Origin of the sequence: Janthinobacterium sp. 13 (genome assembly GCF_002749695.1) — a bacterium.
In the GTDB taxonomy this organism is placed as follows: domain Bacteria; phylum Pseudomonadota; class Gammaproteobacteria; order Burkholderiales; family Burkholderiaceae_D; genus Janthinobacterium; species Janthinobacterium kumbetense.
The window spans coordinates 5,561,134-5,576,584 of sequence record NZ_PEEQ01000001.1; the positions used below are offsets into that span (position 1 = coordinate 5,561,134).

Consider the following 15,451-nt stretch of genomic DNA (forward strand, 5'->3'; position numbering starts at 1 on the left):
AAGCAGGGCATCGGATGGCTTTTCGATGCCACTGTGCAAGGCGCGCCACAGTCAGGAAATAAATATTGATTTGTATCAAGTATGTAGCAGTCAGCGTCCCCGTTTTCCACTATGCTCCTACTATCAAATCTCGCCAATTGTAACGAAGCGTACGCCCCATCCCCGCCACCTTTATACAAGTGTCAGCTGTTTTACTCGAACATGCCAGCCTCAACCTCGCCAGCAAAAATCGTGATTATATAAAGGGCCTAGCCATGTTTAAGAATTTACTGATCAAATGGAAGTTGGCGACGCTCGTCGCCGTGATGATGGCGGCCTTGCTGGTGGTGGGCATCAGCGGTTACACGGGCATCGCCACCGTCGGCCGCGCCGTCAATGAAATCGGCGTCGTGCGCCTGCCGTCGATCCAGGGCTTGATGATGATCAGCGAAGGCCAGACGGCCGTCGCCGCCGCCACCTTGACGGCGGCCATCTATGAAAACAATTATCAGGCACAGGACAAGTTCGCGGAAGCGCTGCAGCTGCGCACGCGCGCCTGGAACAATATCGAGGCCGGCCGCAAGCTGTACGAACCGCTGCCGCAAACGCCCGAGGAAGCCGTACTGTGGCAGCGCTTCCAGGGCGAGTGGACGGCCTGGAAGGCGGACGACGACAAGGTGCGCGCCATCCTGCGCCAGCTGGCCGACAACCGCGACGAAGCGCGGCAGAAAGAGCTGTTCGTGGGCTTTTACAAGCAGTACCAGGATTCGCGCGCGCTGTTCGGCAAGGCCGAAGGCACGCTCAACGACATCATCAAGCTCAATAACGGCGTGGCCGACGCCAGCGTCAAGGACGGCAGCGCGGCCGTGATCCGCTCGGAAAGCCTGATGGTCATCCTCGGCTTGCTGGCCTCCGCACTGGGCATCGGCTGCGCCGCCTACATCACGCGCGCCATCACGCAGCCGATCAATTCGGCCGTGAAAGTGGCGCAGACGGTGGCCTCGGGCGACCTGACGAGCCAGATCGAGGTGCACACGACGGAAGAAACGGGCCAGCTGCTGCAGGCGCTGAAGGACATGAATTCCAGCCTGGTCAGCATCGTCGGCCAGGTGCGCAGCGGCACGGAGACCATCGCCACGGCGTCGTCGCAGATTGCCAGCGGCAACCTGGACCTGTCCTCGCGCACGGAAGAGCAAGCCAGTTCGCTGGAAGAGACGGCGTCGTCGATGGAAGAGCTGACGTCGACCGTGCGGCAGAACGCCGACAATGCCCAGCAAGCCAACCAGCTGGCGCTGAGCGCCTCGGGCGTGGCCGTGAAGGGCGGCGCCGTGGTGGGCAAGGTGGTCGAGACCATGGACGCCATCAACGATTCGTCGCGCAAGATCGTCGACATCATTTCCGTCATCGACGGCATCGCCTTCCAGACGAATATCCTGGCGCTGAACGCGGCCGTGGAGGCGGCACGCGCGGGCGAGCAGGGACGCGGTTTCGCCGTGGTGGCGACGGAAGTGCGTAATCTGGCCCAACGATCGGCTGGCGCGGCGAAAGAAATCAAGACCCTGATCGGCGACTCCGTGGTGGCCGTCGACGCGGGCAGCAAGCTGGTGGCCGAGGCGGGCAGCACGATGGCCGAAATCGTCTCCAGCGTGCAGCGCGTGACGGACATCATGGCGGAAATCAGCCTGGCCACGCAGGAGCAAAGCTCGGGCATCGACCAGATCAACCAGGCCATCGGCCAGATGGACCAGGTGACGCAGCAAAACGCGGCCCTGGTGGAAGAGGCGGCCGCCGCGGCCGAATCGCTGCAGGAGCAATCGGGCCAGCTGGCCGAGGTGGTCAGCGTCTTCAAGCTCGATGGCGCCCAGGCGCCTGCCGCGCGCGCAAACGCGAACGCAAAGCCTGCCGCGCCGCGCGCCGCGGTGACCGGCGCGGCGCTGAAGCGTCCCGCATCGCGTCCGGCTTCCCGTCCCGCCGCGGGCCGCCCGGCCTTGCACGCCGTGCCATCCCAGCGCCAGAGCGCGCCGCGCGACGACGAGTGGGAAGTGTTCTGACGGCTTGACGGCGCCAGCATGCGCTAACGGACGGCCGCCTTGCGCGGCCGTTTCTACATGCGCGCACAGGTTCGCACTGCGGTTACTACTTACTAAAAAAACAGCGTTATAAAAATAGCTGTTTTGCCATCTAAGCAAATCTTTTCAAAACTTAACGCGACATTGCTTGTGAGATAACTCACACTGCCTGCCGTACCACCCTTGTTCCCGCCTCGGCCACATCCCGGCTGACCCCTCCGCCTGCTGCGTCCAGCCATTCGTGGCAGGCGGCAGCCATTGCCGTCAGCCTTGCATGCGGGCCCGGCGCAATGACCGATGCACCACACTGAAGGATGCGAATGAAGATGGCAAATATGAAAATCGGCACGCGCCTGCGCTGCTCCTTTGCGTTGTTGACCTTGCTGCTGCTGGCGACCGCCGTGCTGGGCATGCTGCGCCTGTCCAGCCTGGAACTGCGCATGCGCGACGTGATCGACGACAAATATCCGAAAACCGTGCTGGCCAACGACATCATCAAGAATGTCAACATCATCGCGCGCTCCTCGCGCAACCTGCTGCTGATGACGGAGCCGCAGCAGCTGGCGCAGGAACGGGCCACCATCGCCAGGGCGGGCGGCGAAACGGAAAAGGGCCTGGCGCAGCTGGACAAGGTGGTGCTGTCGCCGCAGGGGCGCCAGCAGATGGCGGCCGTGGCGCAGGCGCGCGCCACCTTCAACGGCGGGCGCGACAAGGTGCTGGCCCTGCTGGAACAGGGGGCGCGCGAGGAAGCGACCAGTTTGCTGCTCGGCACGGTGCGCGGCGACCAGCTGCGCTACATGGCGGCGCTGGAAAGCCTGATCGCGCTCCAGCATGACCTGATGGAGGAGGCGGGCGCCCAGGTCAGCCACGAATACGCGACGGCGCGCAACATGATGCTGGCGCTGAGCGCGCTGGCCGTGCTGTTTTCGCTCGTCACCGCCTGGCTGGTCACGCGCAGCATCGTCAACCCGCTGCGCCATGCCTTGACGGTAGCGCAGACCGTGGCCGCCGGCGACCTGACGTCGACCTTCGGCCGCCACGCGGGCGATGAAACGGGCAAGCTGCTCGATGCGCTGTGCATCATGAACGGCAACCTGCTCGACATCGTGCAGCGGGTGCGCAGCGGCACCGACACCATCGCCACGGCGTCGTCGCAGATCGCGGCCGGCAATATCGACCTGTCGTCGCGCACCGAGGAGCAGGCCAGCTCGCTCGAACAGACTGCATCGGCCATGGAGGAACTCAGTTCGACGGTGCAGCAGAACGCGGACAATGCCCGCCATGCCAGCGTGCTGGCCGTCGAGGCGGCGAACATCGCCGGCGCCGGCGGGCAAGCCGTGGGACAGGTGATCCATACGATGGACGCCATCAGCGCGTCGTCGGCGCAGATCGCCGACATCATCGGCGTGATCGACATGCTGGCATTCCAGACGAATATCCTGGCCCTGAACGCGGCCGTGGAAGCGGCGCGCGCGGGCGAGCAGGGGCGCGGCTTTGCCGTCGTGGCGACGGAAGTGCGCAACCTGGCGCAACGCAGCGCGGCGGCGGCGCGCGATATCCGCGCCCTGATCGCCAATTCCACGCAGCAGGTGGACGCGGGCGCGGCCCTCGTCGCGCAGGCTGGCGCCACGATGCGGGACGTGGTGGCGGCCGTGGGACGCGTGAGCCAGATGGTGGCCGACATCACGGCCGCCAGCGCCGAGCAAAGCACGGGCATCGGCCAGGTCAGCCAGGCCGTCGTGCAGATGGATGAAGTGACGCAGCAGAACGCCGCCCTGGTGGAAGAGGCGGCGGCCGCGTCGCAATCGCTGGAAGGCGAGGCGGCGAAGCTGCTGCAGGTAGTCAGCGTGTTCCGCCTGCAGCAGGGGCCGGCGCACACCTTGCCGCGCCGCAGCGCGCCGGCCGTGCCGCGCCTGCTGGCCTAGTGGCGCGCCTGGCAAGGTTCTGGCGCGGCTGCGTCGTGCTGTGGCGGGCGCGGCGCCGGGCGCGGGAGGGGCAGGGCGGCAAGCCGAGGGCGTCGGCGCGCAGCCGGGAGTTGCAGGCGCGCCTGGACGGCGCCATCGTCGACGGCGAATTCCGCTTTCACTACCAGGGCAAGTTCGACACGGCGCAGCTGCGCCTGGTCGGCCTGGAAGCGTTGCTGCGCTGGGACCATCCGCGCCACGGTCTGGTCTACCCGAACGAATTCATCGGCCTGGCCGAGCAGACGCAGGCCATCGCCGCGCTGGGCAACTGGGGCATCGATGCGGCTTGCCGCCAGCTGGCGCAGTGGCGCGCGGCGGGCCTGCCCCTGGTGCCGGTCGCGGTGAATGTCTCGGCGCGCCAGCTGTGCCAGCCGCAGTTGCCCGACTTCGTGCTGGATTGCCTGCGGCGCCATGCGATTCCTCCCGGTCTGCTGGAGCTGGAAGTGACGGAGAGCTGCCGCATCGACGACATGGCGCAGGCGGCGCAGGGCTTGCGCCGCCTGCGCGCGCTGGGGCTGGCCCTTTCGCTCGACGATTACGGCACCGGTTATTCGGGCTTGAGCCATGTCCGGATGCTGCCGATTCACACCATCAAGATCGACCGTTCCTTCATCCGCGACGTGGATAGCTGCGGCAGCGACGCCGTCATCGTCGCCTCGACCCTTGCGCTGGCGCGCGGCCTGGGCTTGCAGGCGCTGGCCGAGGGCGTGGAAAACGGTGCACAGCTGGCGCAGCTGCGGCGGCTGGGCTGCCCGCAGGTACAGGGCTTCTATCTGCACCGCCCGGCGCCCGCGGCCGAGGTGGCCGCGCTGCTGTCCGCCGGCCTTGTAACGGTGCCGCAACATGGCGCCATGCGGCATGGCGCGGATGCTCAGTAGAATATGGCCACTGCAAGCCGCGTGCTTTAACACCTACACCCCCACGCAAGAATGATAAACAGTCCCGTCCCGGCCTATGTCTTTGGCCCGTTTCGCCTTTTGCCGCTAGAACGCCTGCTGTTCGAGGGCGACCGCGCGCTGCGCCTGGGCAGCAGGGCCATGGACTTGCTGCTGGCCCTGCTGGAGCGCGCCGGCGACATCGTCGACAAGCATGAACTGGTGGCCATCGTCTGGCCCAATGCCGTGGTCGACGACGCGACCTTGCGCGTGCACCTGGCGGCGTTGCGCAAGGCGCTCGGCGACGGCCGCGACGGCCAGCGCTACATCACCACGATCCCCGGGCGCGGCTACGGCTTCCTGGCGCCGCTGGCGCACACGGGCCGGCCGGCGTCCGGTGCGGCGGGCGCCGAGCCGCGGCATAACCTGCCCGTCATGCTGACGCGCATGCTGGGCCGCGCCGAGGTGCTGCAAACGATGGCCAACCAGCTGCTGCAATTGCGCCTGCTGTGCATTGCCGGCCCGGGCGGCATCGGCAAGACCACCCTGGCCGTCGGCCTGGCCACGCGCGTGCTGCGCCGCTATGCCGACGGCGTGTGTTTCGTCGACCTGTCGCCGCTGGACGAGGGCCGCCTGGTGCCGCTGGCGCTGGCCACGGCGCTGGGGGTGGCGGTGCCGGCCGGCGACGCCATGCCGGTCCTGCTGGCCTACCTGCGCCCGCGCCACATGCTGCTCGTGCTCGATAACTGCGAGCACGTGATCGGCGCGGCCGCCACGCTGGCCGATGCCTTGCTCAAGGGCGCGCCGCTGCTGCACGTGCTGGCCACCAGCCGCGAGCCGCTGCGCCTCACCAGCGAACAGCTGCAGCGCCTGCCCGCGCTGGAATTGCCGCCTGCCGATGCCGTGCCCGATGCGGCGGCGGCCCGGCATTTCTCCGCAGTGCAGCTGTTTTGCGAACGCTGCGCGGCCGTCGACGATGCCTTCGTGCTGGCCGACGCCGACGTGCCCGTGGTGGTGGACATCTGCCGGCGCCTCGACGGCATCCCGCTGGCGCTGGAGCTGGCGGCCGGACGCATCGGCCATTTCGGCCTGCACGAATTGCGCCGCCAGCTCGACGACCGCTTTCGCCTGCTCACGCGCGGCGCGCGCAACATGCCCTTGCGCCACCAGACCCTGCGCGCCACGCTGGACTGGAGCTACGGCCTGCTTGACGCGCAAGAGCGCCAGGCGCTGCAGGCGCTGAGCGTGTTCAGGAGCCGCTTCCGCCTCGAGTCGGCCAGCGCCGTGGCGGGATGCGACGTGTTCGACACGCTGGCCGACCTGGCGGCCAAGTCCCTCGTCAGCATCGAATTTTGCCGCCAGCACGTGTATTACCGGCTGCTCGACACCACGCGCGCCTATGCTGGCGCGCAGCTGTCGGCGGGCGGTGGCGCGGGCGCCGTGCTGCTGCGCCATGCGCGCCATTGCCTGGGACTGGCCGCACGCATCGCCGCCGACTGGGGCAGCATGCCGCCGGCCCAATGGAGCGCGCGCTACGGCCGCCATGTCGACGACTTGCGGGCCGCCATCGACTGGGCCTTCGGCGAGGAGGGCGACGTGGCGCTGGGCGTGGCGCTGACCCTGGCCGCGCAAACCCTGTTCTATCAGCTGTCGCTGATGGATGAATACCGCGTGCGCGTCGAGCGGGCGCTCGAGCGCATGGCTACGCATGCGGTGGACGACCCCGACAGCGAAATGCAGCTGCATGCTTCGCAGGCGCACCTGCTGCTGCATACGCAGGGCATCACCGGCACCATGCTGCGTTCCTTCCAGCGCGGCTATGCGCTGGCCATGCGCACGGACGATGGCAGCCGCCGGGCCGAGGCGATTTGCGGCATGTGGATCTGCTGCCTGAAGCTGGCCGATTTCCAGCGCGCCGACAGTTACGTCATAGAGCTTGCCGTCCTGTGCGCAACGCGCGACGACACGGCGATGCACCTGGTGCTGGCGCGCATGCGTTCCGTGGGCGAGTATGTGCAGGGACGCTACGCGCAGTCGGCGGCGCTGGCGCGCATGGTGCTCGCGCATCCCGGGGGCGCGGCGCAGCTGGGCTTCAACAATGCCTTGCTGGCCGATCACCAGGTGTGCCTGCGCGGTACGCTGGCGCGCTGCCTGTGGATGCAGGGCCGCCCCGACGACGCCCTGGCGCTGGCGCGCGAGGCGGTGACGGTGGGCTTCGAGCACAATGGCGTCACGCTGTGCGTGGCGCTGGCCATCCATGCCATTCCCGTCGCCCTGTGGTGCGGGCGGCGGGAACTGGCGCAGGCGTGGACTTGCCTGCTGTGCGAGCACGCGGCCCGCTATGGCTTGCTGTACTGGAGCGCCTGGGGCGCCGCCTACCAGCGCCTGCTCGACGGGGGCGAGGCGATGACGCCATTCCCCTGGCCTTCGGTGCGCAGCTGGCCGATACAGGTCGATTTGATGGCCACCCTGCACGACGCGGCCGCCGATAGCCAGGCGCTGCGGCGCGCACGCACGGGCCTGGCGCCGTGGAGCGCGCCGGAAGTGCTGCGCCGCGACGCGCACCACCGCTGGCGGGCGCTGGCGCAAGACGATGCGGCCGGCCTGGACGCGGTGCGGGCGCAGCTGGAAGAAGCGCTGCAGCTGGCCAGGGGCCAGCAGGCGCCGGGCTGGGAACTGCGCTGCGCCACCAGCCTGGCGGCCGTGCTGCTGGTGCAAGGCCGCGGCGCCGCCGCGCACGCCGTGCTGGCGCCTGTGCATGCGCTCTATGGCCAGGGGCGCGACACGACGGACGTGATGGCGGCGGCAGCGTTGCTGGCGCAGCTGGCCTGAAGGCTATTCGTAGGCGCCCAGCCGACGCTGTTCCTCCGGCGTGAAACTGGCGTCGCGCAACTGCTGCAGGGCCGCCGCATCCTGCGCGCCGCCGGGCAGGCTGTTTTTTTGCGCCTGGTAGGCGATGATGCGCTGCTGCCACTGCGATTCCTCGCGGTCCAGTTCCGCCAGACGGGCCGCCGCCGCCGGCGTGAAGGTGCTGGCGCGCAGGCGGTAGACTTCATTCTCGCCGCCGCCCTGTGCCCGCAGGGCCTTGACCGATTCATCCAGCCTGGCCACCTGCAGCGGCGCATCGCGTGCGGCGCGCTGGGCCGGCGACATCTTCTGGTCCAGCGCCGTCAGCTGCGCCTGGCGCTGGGCTTCATCGAGCGTCGTGTTGCCGAGGATATCCATGCGCGCCACGGCGTCGTCGTCATACGCATCGCTGGCGCCGAACAGGCCCGCGCTTTCCTCCGGCGTAAAGTAATCGCCGCGCAGGGCGCGCAGGGCTTGCAGGCGCGCGCGCGCCGCCACGGCGGGATCGGCTTGCGCCGGCAAGGCCTGTTCCGCGCCGGCCAGCGCCTGCTTGTAGGCCAGATACGCGCCCAGCAGGCGCTTCGCTTCGCGCGCGGGCACGGGCGCCAAGCGCTTGTCCAGCTCCGCCTCGATCTGGCTGCGGATGGCGGCCAGCGGCTTTTCGCCGAGGCCCGCCAGGTAGTAGTCGAACAGGTGGCCCAGTTCCGCATCGACCACCAGCTTGTCGCCGGCGGCCACCGTCACGTCGCCGTCGGGCCGCGTGCCTTGCATCGAGCGCACGAACGCGAACAGGTCCGGTTCCGCCTTTTCCTGCGGCGGGGCGGGCGGCTCGCCTGGGCGCAGCACCAGGTACAGGGCCAGGGCTGCCAGGCTGCCGCCGATGATCCATTTCGCGTGCATGCGCTTCTCCTTACAGTCCCAGGCCTTGCAGGCGGTTGGCTTGCTGGCGGAAGACGGTGACGGGGTTCGTCTCGAACAGGTTGACGATGCCGACGAACTGGTTGACTTCATCGAGGTGGTTCATGGCGTAGTCGTCGCGGATCACCTTGCCCAGGTGGCTGGAGCAGCTGCTCACCAGGCCATCGTTCTTGACGCCGCCGAAGGCCAGGCTGATGGCCGCCAGGGCAGGGTCGCCCACGTCGAGCACGTTCGTGTACGGTTGCGCGCCGCTCCACGAAAAGTAGTACACGCCTTGCACCTGGTAGGCGCCTTCGCCGCAGGCGCTGGTCGGGATGCCTTGCGGGTGGCGGCTGTTGAAGGCCAGCGACCCGGCCGTGGACAGCGACGCGAGCGAGGCGCCCGCGTTTTGCGGCAAGCCCTTGTTGCCCGACAAAATGCCGATCAGGGAGGCGAGCGCGTTGCCCAGCGCGCCGCTGGTGTTGGGAATGGCGCCGCTGAGGATATCGGCCACTTTTGAGCCCTTGTTGACGCCGGCCACGCTGGTGACGGACGCCACCAGGTCGGGCCGCACGGAAGCGACATAGCGGGCCGTCGGACCGCCATGGCTATGGCCGATCAAATTGACCTTGGCGGCGCCTGTGGCGGCGAGGATTTGCCGCACCTGCGACAGCAGCTGCTCGCCGCGCACTTCCGTGCTGTTGGCGGCCGACACGGTGGTCACATACACTTGCGCGCCGCCGCTGCGCAGGGCGGCGGGAACGCCATAAAAATATTCGACGGGACCGAGCTTGTCGAAGCCGAACAGGCCGTGCACGAGCACGATCGGGTACTTGGTTTGCGTGTAGCCGGCGGCGCTGGCGCTGCCGGGCAGGATGGCGAGGGAAAACAGCAGGGTGGAAAGCAGTTGCCAGAAGCGAGTCTTCATTTTGTCTCCGTTATGTATTATTAATAGTGGAAATGAGTGGAAATGTCGATGCTGTAGCGATGAACCGTGCACTCCTGTACATTCTCGATGCATTAAAAATAGCGAGCGCTCGGTTTTTTGAATGTAGCACCGCTGGATTTAAATTGCATTTGAATTGCATGATGCAGCGCAATAACTGTGGGAATTTGGCGTTGCGTATGCGCCCATTGCATAGTTGAAAGGTCAAATAGTTGTTTTCCTGAGCTATAATCGGCCCGGCATCAGCCGTCCCGCCATCTTGCAATGCCGCGTACCGGCATGGCATGGATATCGCTCCTACACCGTTACTTGGGAATGCACTTGTCGACCCATTTTAATTTTGAACAGTTTCAGCAGATGACGCCTTTAAATGGCGAAAACATCTGGGAATATATTCTTGACCGCCACGCGGAGCGCATCGGCGTCAAGCGCCGCAAGCCGGCGCTGGAAAATCTTGAACGCATCTTCGTCGCCACCTTCCGCCTGGCCAATGACGTGGGGTTCCGCGCCATGAGCTTGCGCGATTTATGCCGCGAGACCGGCTTGTCGATGGGCGGCCTGTATGGCTACATCACCAGCAAGGATCAACTGGCAGAAATGATCGAGGACGTGGTGCGCCACGCCACGCAAGCCTTGCCCTTGCTTTTTGCCGACGTGAAGTCGCCGCTGGACCGCCTGGAAGCGATGATACGTTCGTCGATCTACCTGTCCGAAGTGCTGCAGCCGTGGTTTTATTTTGTCTTCATGGATTCGCGCGTGCTGCAGGTGGAGCAGCGCAGCATGGCGAAGAATTCGGAACTGTACGTGCAGACCCTGATCGCCGCCACCATCGGGGAAATCGAACCGAAGCCGCAGGGCGATCCCACCTTGCTGGCCGCTCATTGCCTGGCCCTGTTCCAGGACTGGTACGTGAAACGCTGGAAGTACCGCGCAGCGAAGGTCAATGTCGACGATTTTGCCGATAGCGTCGTCAGTACGGTGCGCGGCTACCTGAGCATGGTCAAGGCGCCGTAAGAAGGCCGCCGAAAAAAAGCCAGGATCGCTCCTGGCTTTTTCACTAGTTTGTCTCTACCGGCACCGTCTCCGGCACGGCTGCCGGATCCGTCGGCGTCTCCGCCTCCATGTCCAGCGTCCTGATCCCGTTCATGTCGATGAATTCGTCGTACAGCCACTCGCCGTCGACCTGGCTCAGGCCCACCGGCACGGCGCGCGTGACCTGCGGGCGCGTCGACAGGGCCGTGCGCATGTAGTCGATCCAGATCGGCATGGCCAGCGAGGAACCGAATTCGCGTCCGCCCAGGGACTTGGGCTCGTCATAGCCCATCCACGCCACCGCCACGATGCCGCCGCCATAGCCGGCGAACCAGCCGTCGACGGCGTCGCTGGTGGTGCCCGTCTTGCCGGCGATGTCGCTGCGGCCCAGTTTTTTCGTCGCCGCCGCGCCCGTGCCGGTGCGCGTGACTTCGCGCAGCATGCTGTCCATCACGAAGGCGTTGCGCGGGTCCAGCGCCAGGGTCTTCTCGTCGTTCGGCGCGGGCGGCTTGGTCTGCATCAGCACCGCGCCCTTGGCGTCGACGATGCGGTCGATCAAATACGGTTCCACCTGGTGGCCGCCATTGGCGAACAGGGCGTAGGCGCCCGCCATCTGCACGGGCGTGACGGAACCCGTGCCCAGCGCCATCGTCAGGTTGCTGGGCTGGCGGGCCGGGTCGAAGCCGAATTTTTCCATGAAGTCGTGCGTGTACGACACGCCCAGCGCGCGCAGGATGCGCACCGAGGCCACGTTCTTCGATTGCGCCAGCGCGTAGCGCATGGTGATCGGGCCGTCGAACTTGAAGTCGTCATTCTGCGGCGCCCATACCTTGCCGCCCGCCTGCATTTCCAGTGGCACGTCGTTGATCAGGGTGGCCGGCGAAAAGCCTTTTTCCAGCGCCGCCGAATACACGAAGGGCTTCATGGCCGAACCGGGCTGGCGCCAGGCTTGCGTCACGTGGTTGAACTTTTGCAGGTTGTAGTCGAAGCCGCCCACCATGGCGTGGTAGGCGCCCGTTTCCGCGTCCAGCGAGACGAAGGCGGCGGCCACCAGCGGCACTTGCGTGATGGCCCAGTTGCCCTTGGCGTCCTGGGTGATGCGGATCACGGCGCCCGGGCGCAGCTTGATGCCGGCGCCCGCCTTGGCGGACAAGGCGGGGGCGGCAAAGCGCAAGCCTTCGCCCGTGATGGCCTTGGCGTCGCCGTCGCCGATGTCGGCCACCACCTTGCCGCTAGAGACCTCCGTGACGACGGCGGCGATCAGGCCGTCGCTGTCCGGGCGTTTTTGCAGCGCAGCATCGATGGCGTCGTCGCGCTGCTCGGCCTCAAGCGGCATGTCGATGAAGGTTTCCGGGCCGCGGTAGCCGTGGCGCTGGTCGTAGGCGATGACGTTGCGGCGCGTCGAGGCGTAGGCCGCATCCTGGTCCGCCTTCAAGATCGTCGTGTAGACGCTGATGCCCCTGGTGTAGCTCTCTTCCTTGTACTGCGCATACACGGCCTGGCGCGCCAGTTCGGCCACGTATTCGGCGTGCGTGTCGAAACCCTGCTTGCCGCGGCTGTTGATATGCAGCGGCTGCGCCAGCGCCTGCTGGTACTGGCCTTCGCTGATGTAATCGAGGTCGCGCATGCGCTTCAACACCAGCTGCTGGCGCGCGTGCGCCTTTTTCGGATTGCTGATCGGGTTGTGGCGCGAGGGGTTTTGCGGCAGGCCCGCCAGCATGGCCATTTCCGCGATCGACAGTTCGGACAAGGGCTTGCCGAAATACGTCTGCGCCGCGCTGCCGAAGCCGAACGAGCGCTGGCCCAGGTACATCTGGTTCATGTACAGCTCGAGAATCTGGTCTTTCGACAGGGCCGACTCGATCTTCAGGGCCAGCATGATTTCATTGAGCTTGCGCGAGGCGACTTTTTCGCGCGTCAGGAAGAAGTTGCGCGCCACCTGCATGGTGATGGTGGAGCCGCCCCCGTGGCCGAAGCCGTGGCGCAGATTCGACAGCACGGCGCCGCCGGCGCGCACGAAGTCGATGCCGTGGTGTTCGTAGAAGCGGCCATCCTCGATGGCCAGCAGGGCCTTCTTCATCATTTCCGGCACTTGCGCAATCGGCACGAAGTCGCGGTGTTCCTCGCCGAATTCGCCGATCAGCACATTGTCGGCCGTGTAGACGCGCAGCGGGATCTTTGGCTGGTAGTCCGTAATGACGTCCAGCTCGGGCAGGCGCGGGCGCACATACAGGAACAGGTAGGCGGCCAGCAGCAGGGCGGCGGCCAGCGCGGCGCAGCCGGCGATGATGAAACCGCGCACGGTGGCGCGGCGGGAAGGCCAGGGGAATCCGGTTCGTTTGGCAGTCAAGGCAGTCTCACGTGAGCGTGCAAGGCACGGTGGCAGCGATTATAGACCAATGCGCCGGTGCTTCCCGCGCGGGCAGGGCGGCGGGCGGGCCTCGGGGACCGGGAGCAAAAAACCTTTTCATCGAAACGCGGCTGTGCGATAGTCTCGGCTTCAAGAAAATAGCCCGGGCGTCAATCCGGGCTGTTTATTTTTAAAAATTAAGGAAATATCCATGGCAAAAGATGCAACACCGAGCGTCGTGAGGCCCTACATCCCGGCCGATGCGAAGCTGCCCGAGATGACCTTCCGCGCCCTGTTCATGGGCGTCATCCTGGGGATGGTCTTCGGCGCTTCCTCGCTCTACCTGGTGCTGAAAGTGGGCCTGACCGTCAGCGCCTCGATTCCCGTCGCCGTGATCGCCATCACCCTGTTCGGCCTGGCCAAGAAGGTGGGCGGCAAGGATTCGTCGATCCTGGAAAACAGCATCACGCAAACGGCCGGTTCGGCCGGCGAATCGCTGGCCTTCGGCCTGGGCGTCACCATGCCCGCCATCCTGATTCTCGGCTTCGACCTGGAAATCTCTAGAGTCATGCTGGTCGGCGTCCTCGGCGGCCTGCTGGGCATCCTGATGATGATCCCCATGCGCCGCACCATGATCGTCGACCAGCACAAGGAACTCAAATTCCCCGAAGGCACGGCGTGCGCCGAAGTGCTCAAGGCGGCCGCCACGGAAGAATCGCGCATCGCCGCCGGCGAAAGCATCGAGAAGGATTCGGCTGCCGCGCTGGACGCCAAGCGCCGCGCGAAGATCATCTTCGGCGGTTTCGCCGTCGGCTTGCTGTATAAAGTGTTCAATATCTCGTTCAAGGGCTGGAAGGATACGCCGGGCGTGGAATTTGCCGCGCCGCTCAAGGGCGGCTCCATCGGCGCCGAAATCTCTCCTGAATTGCTGGGCGTGGGCTACATCATCGGCCCGCGCATCGCCGCCACCATGGCGGCCGGCGGCGTGCTGTCGTACCTGCTGTTGATCCCGATGATCAAGTTCTTCGGCGACAGCCTGACCACCGTGCTTTCGCCTGGCACCAAGTTGATCAGCGAAATGGGCGCCGACGACGTGCGCAGCGCCTACGTGCTGTACATCGGCGCGGGCGCCGTGGCCGCCGGCGGCCTGATTTCCCTGGTGCGCGCCATGCCCATGATCTGGCGCAGCCTGTCGGCCGGCCTGAAAGGCATCGGCAAGGGCGTCAAGAGCGACTCCACCCTGCGCACGGACCAGGACATCCCCCTGAAATGGGTCGTCATCGGCTGCCTGTCCATCATCGCCGTGATCACCTTTGCCACGCCGCTGCACATGAATTTCCTCGGCGCGCTGCTGATCCTCGTCTTCGGCTTCCTGTTCGCCACCGTGTCGTCGCGCCTGACGGGCGAAATCGGCTCGTCGTCGAACCCGATCTCCGGCATGGCCGTGGCCACCTTGCTGTTCACTTGCCTGATCTTCCTCATCATGGGCTGGACGGGCGGACGTTACTATGTGACGGCCCTGTCGGTGGGCGCCATCGTCTGCATCGCCGCCAGCAATGCGGGCACCACGTCGCAGGACTTGAAGACGGGCTACCTGGTGGGCGCCACGCCGCGCCTGCAGCAGTATGCGATCCTGGCGGGCGCCTTGTCGTCCGCCCTGATCCTCGGTCCGATTCTGCTGAAACTGAACGAGGCGAGCACCGTCTACGTGCCGGCCGCGCAAGTGGCGCCTGGCCTGACGGTCGATGCGTCGAAGCTGACGGTGACGGGCGAGCTGCATGGCCCGCAAGCCGAGACGGACCACAACACGTATAAAGTCTGGCAAAAGACGGATACCGTGGGCGGCCCGGCCGGCAAGTATTTTGTGAAGGACGATGGCCAGCTGGCTTACCTGGTCGATCCGGGCATCAATGGCCATTACAGCAAGCGTCCCGACGGTTCGGAAGTCAAAAAATACGATGCGCCGAAGGCCGTGCTGATGTCCTACATCATCAAGGGCATCCTCGACCAGCAGCTGCCGTGGACCCTGGTGCTGTTCGGCGTGATGATCGCCGTGGTGCTGGAAATGGCCGGCATTCCATCGCTGGCGTTCTCCGTGGGCGTGTATTTGCCCCTGTCGTCCACCTTGCCGATCTTCGTCGGCGGCCTGGTGCGCTGGCTGGCGGACCGCCGCAACAACAAGCTGGAACACAACGCCAAGCTCAATGAAGAAGAGCGCCAGCTGGCGGGCGACCGCAGCTCTGGCGTGCTGCTGGCGTCCGGCTACATCGCCGGCGGTGCGCTGGCCGGCATCATCATCGCGATCACGGCCGGCGTGCTGACGCACTTCGACCAGATGATGGCCGACTGGGCCGAGCACGGCAACCCGTTCTACGCGGGCCTGCATTCGGATGCGTTGTCGCTGCTGCCGTATGCGCTCATCATCGTGCTGCTGTATATCGTGGCGCGCGAGAAGAAAGCGGGCAGTTCGCAGGCTTGATGTCATAGCCACT

Annotated in this window: 9 protein-coding genes; 6 read left to right on the forward strand and 3 right to left on the reverse strand. The window is 66.0% G+C overall.

What is annotated here, in order from left to right; translation table 11 throughout:
• Positions 1-254: 254 nt before the first annotated feature.
• From CLU94_RS24520 to CLU94_RS24535, 4 genes are all read left to right on the forward strand, one after another.
• Positions 255-2,030, forward strand: coding sequence for a methyl-accepting chemotaxis protein (locus CLU94_RS24520; RefSeq protein ID WP_099667549.1), 1,776 nt, complete (start codon positions 255-257; stop codon positions 2,028-2,030).
• Between the two features lie 344 nt (positions 2,031-2,374).
• Entirely contained in the window at positions 2,375-3,973 is a 1,599-nt protein-coding gene (locus CLU94_RS28880) for a methyl-accepting chemotaxis protein (RefSeq protein ID WP_306558480.1), read from the forward strand.
• Complete coding sequence (locus CLU94_RS24530) at positions 3,973-4,890, forward strand: putative bifunctional diguanylate cyclase/phosphodiesterase (RefSeq protein ID WP_143451527.1); 918 nt, start codon at positions 3,973-3,975, stop codon at positions 4,888-4,890. The genes CLU94_RS28880 and CLU94_RS24530 overlap by 1 nt, the downstream gene beginning before the upstream one ends.
• A 99-nt stretch (positions 4,891-4,989) precedes the next feature.
• Positions 4,990-7,719, forward strand: coding sequence for an ATP-binding protein (locus CLU94_RS24535; RefSeq protein ID WP_180278762.1), 2,730 nt, complete (start codon positions 4,990-4,992; stop codon positions 7,717-7,719).
• 3 nt (positions 7,720-7,722) lie between these two features.
• Here CLU94_RS24535 and CLU94_RS24540 read toward each other — a convergent pair whose 3' ends face one another.
• Both CLU94_RS24540 and CLU94_RS24545 read right to left on the reverse strand, forming a co-directional pair.
• Positions 7,723-8,634 carry a lipase secretion chaperone gene (locus CLU94_RS24540; RefSeq protein WP_099667553.1) on the reverse strand — a complete coding sequence of 304 codons (912 nt, stop codon included), beginning with the start codon at positions 8,632-8,634 and terminating at the stop codon, positions 7,723-7,725.
• A gap of 10 nt (positions 8,635-8,644) precedes the next feature.
• On the reverse strand, positions 8,645-9,559 hold the full coding sequence (locus tag CLU94_RS24545; RefSeq protein WP_099667554.1) for a lipase family alpha/beta hydrolase: 915 nt from the start codon (positions 9,557-9,559) through the stop codon (positions 8,645-8,647).
• Positions 9,560-9,934: 375 nt separating this feature from the next.
• On the opposite strand from CLU94_RS24545, the gene CLU94_RS24550 reads away from it, so the two are divergent.
• Positions 9,935-10,591: a TetR/AcrR family transcriptional regulator gene (locus CLU94_RS24550; protein ID WP_052140174.1), complete on the forward strand. Its 657-nt coding sequence runs from the start codon at positions 9,935-9,937 to the stop codon at positions 10,589-10,591.
• 43 nt (positions 10,592-10,634) lie between these two features.
• Here the strand turns inward: CLU94_RS24550 and CLU94_RS24555 are convergent, their stop codons facing one another.
• Positions 10,635-12,959 (reverse strand): penicillin-binding protein 1A, encoded by a 2,325-nt coding sequence (locus tag CLU94_RS24555; protein ID WP_257218984.1) that lies wholly within the window; start codon positions 12,957-12,959, stop codon positions 10,635-10,637.
• A 211-nt stretch (positions 12,960-13,170) separates the two neighbouring features.
• Here CLU94_RS24555 and CLU94_RS24560 point away from each other — a divergent pair, with 211 nt between their 5' ends.
• Positions 13,171-15,438: an OPT family oligopeptide transporter gene (locus CLU94_RS24560; protein WP_099667556.1), complete on the forward strand. Its 2,268-nt coding sequence runs from the start codon at positions 13,171-13,173 to the stop codon at positions 15,436-15,438.
• The last annotated feature ends 13 nt before the right edge of the window (positions 15,439-15,451 follow it).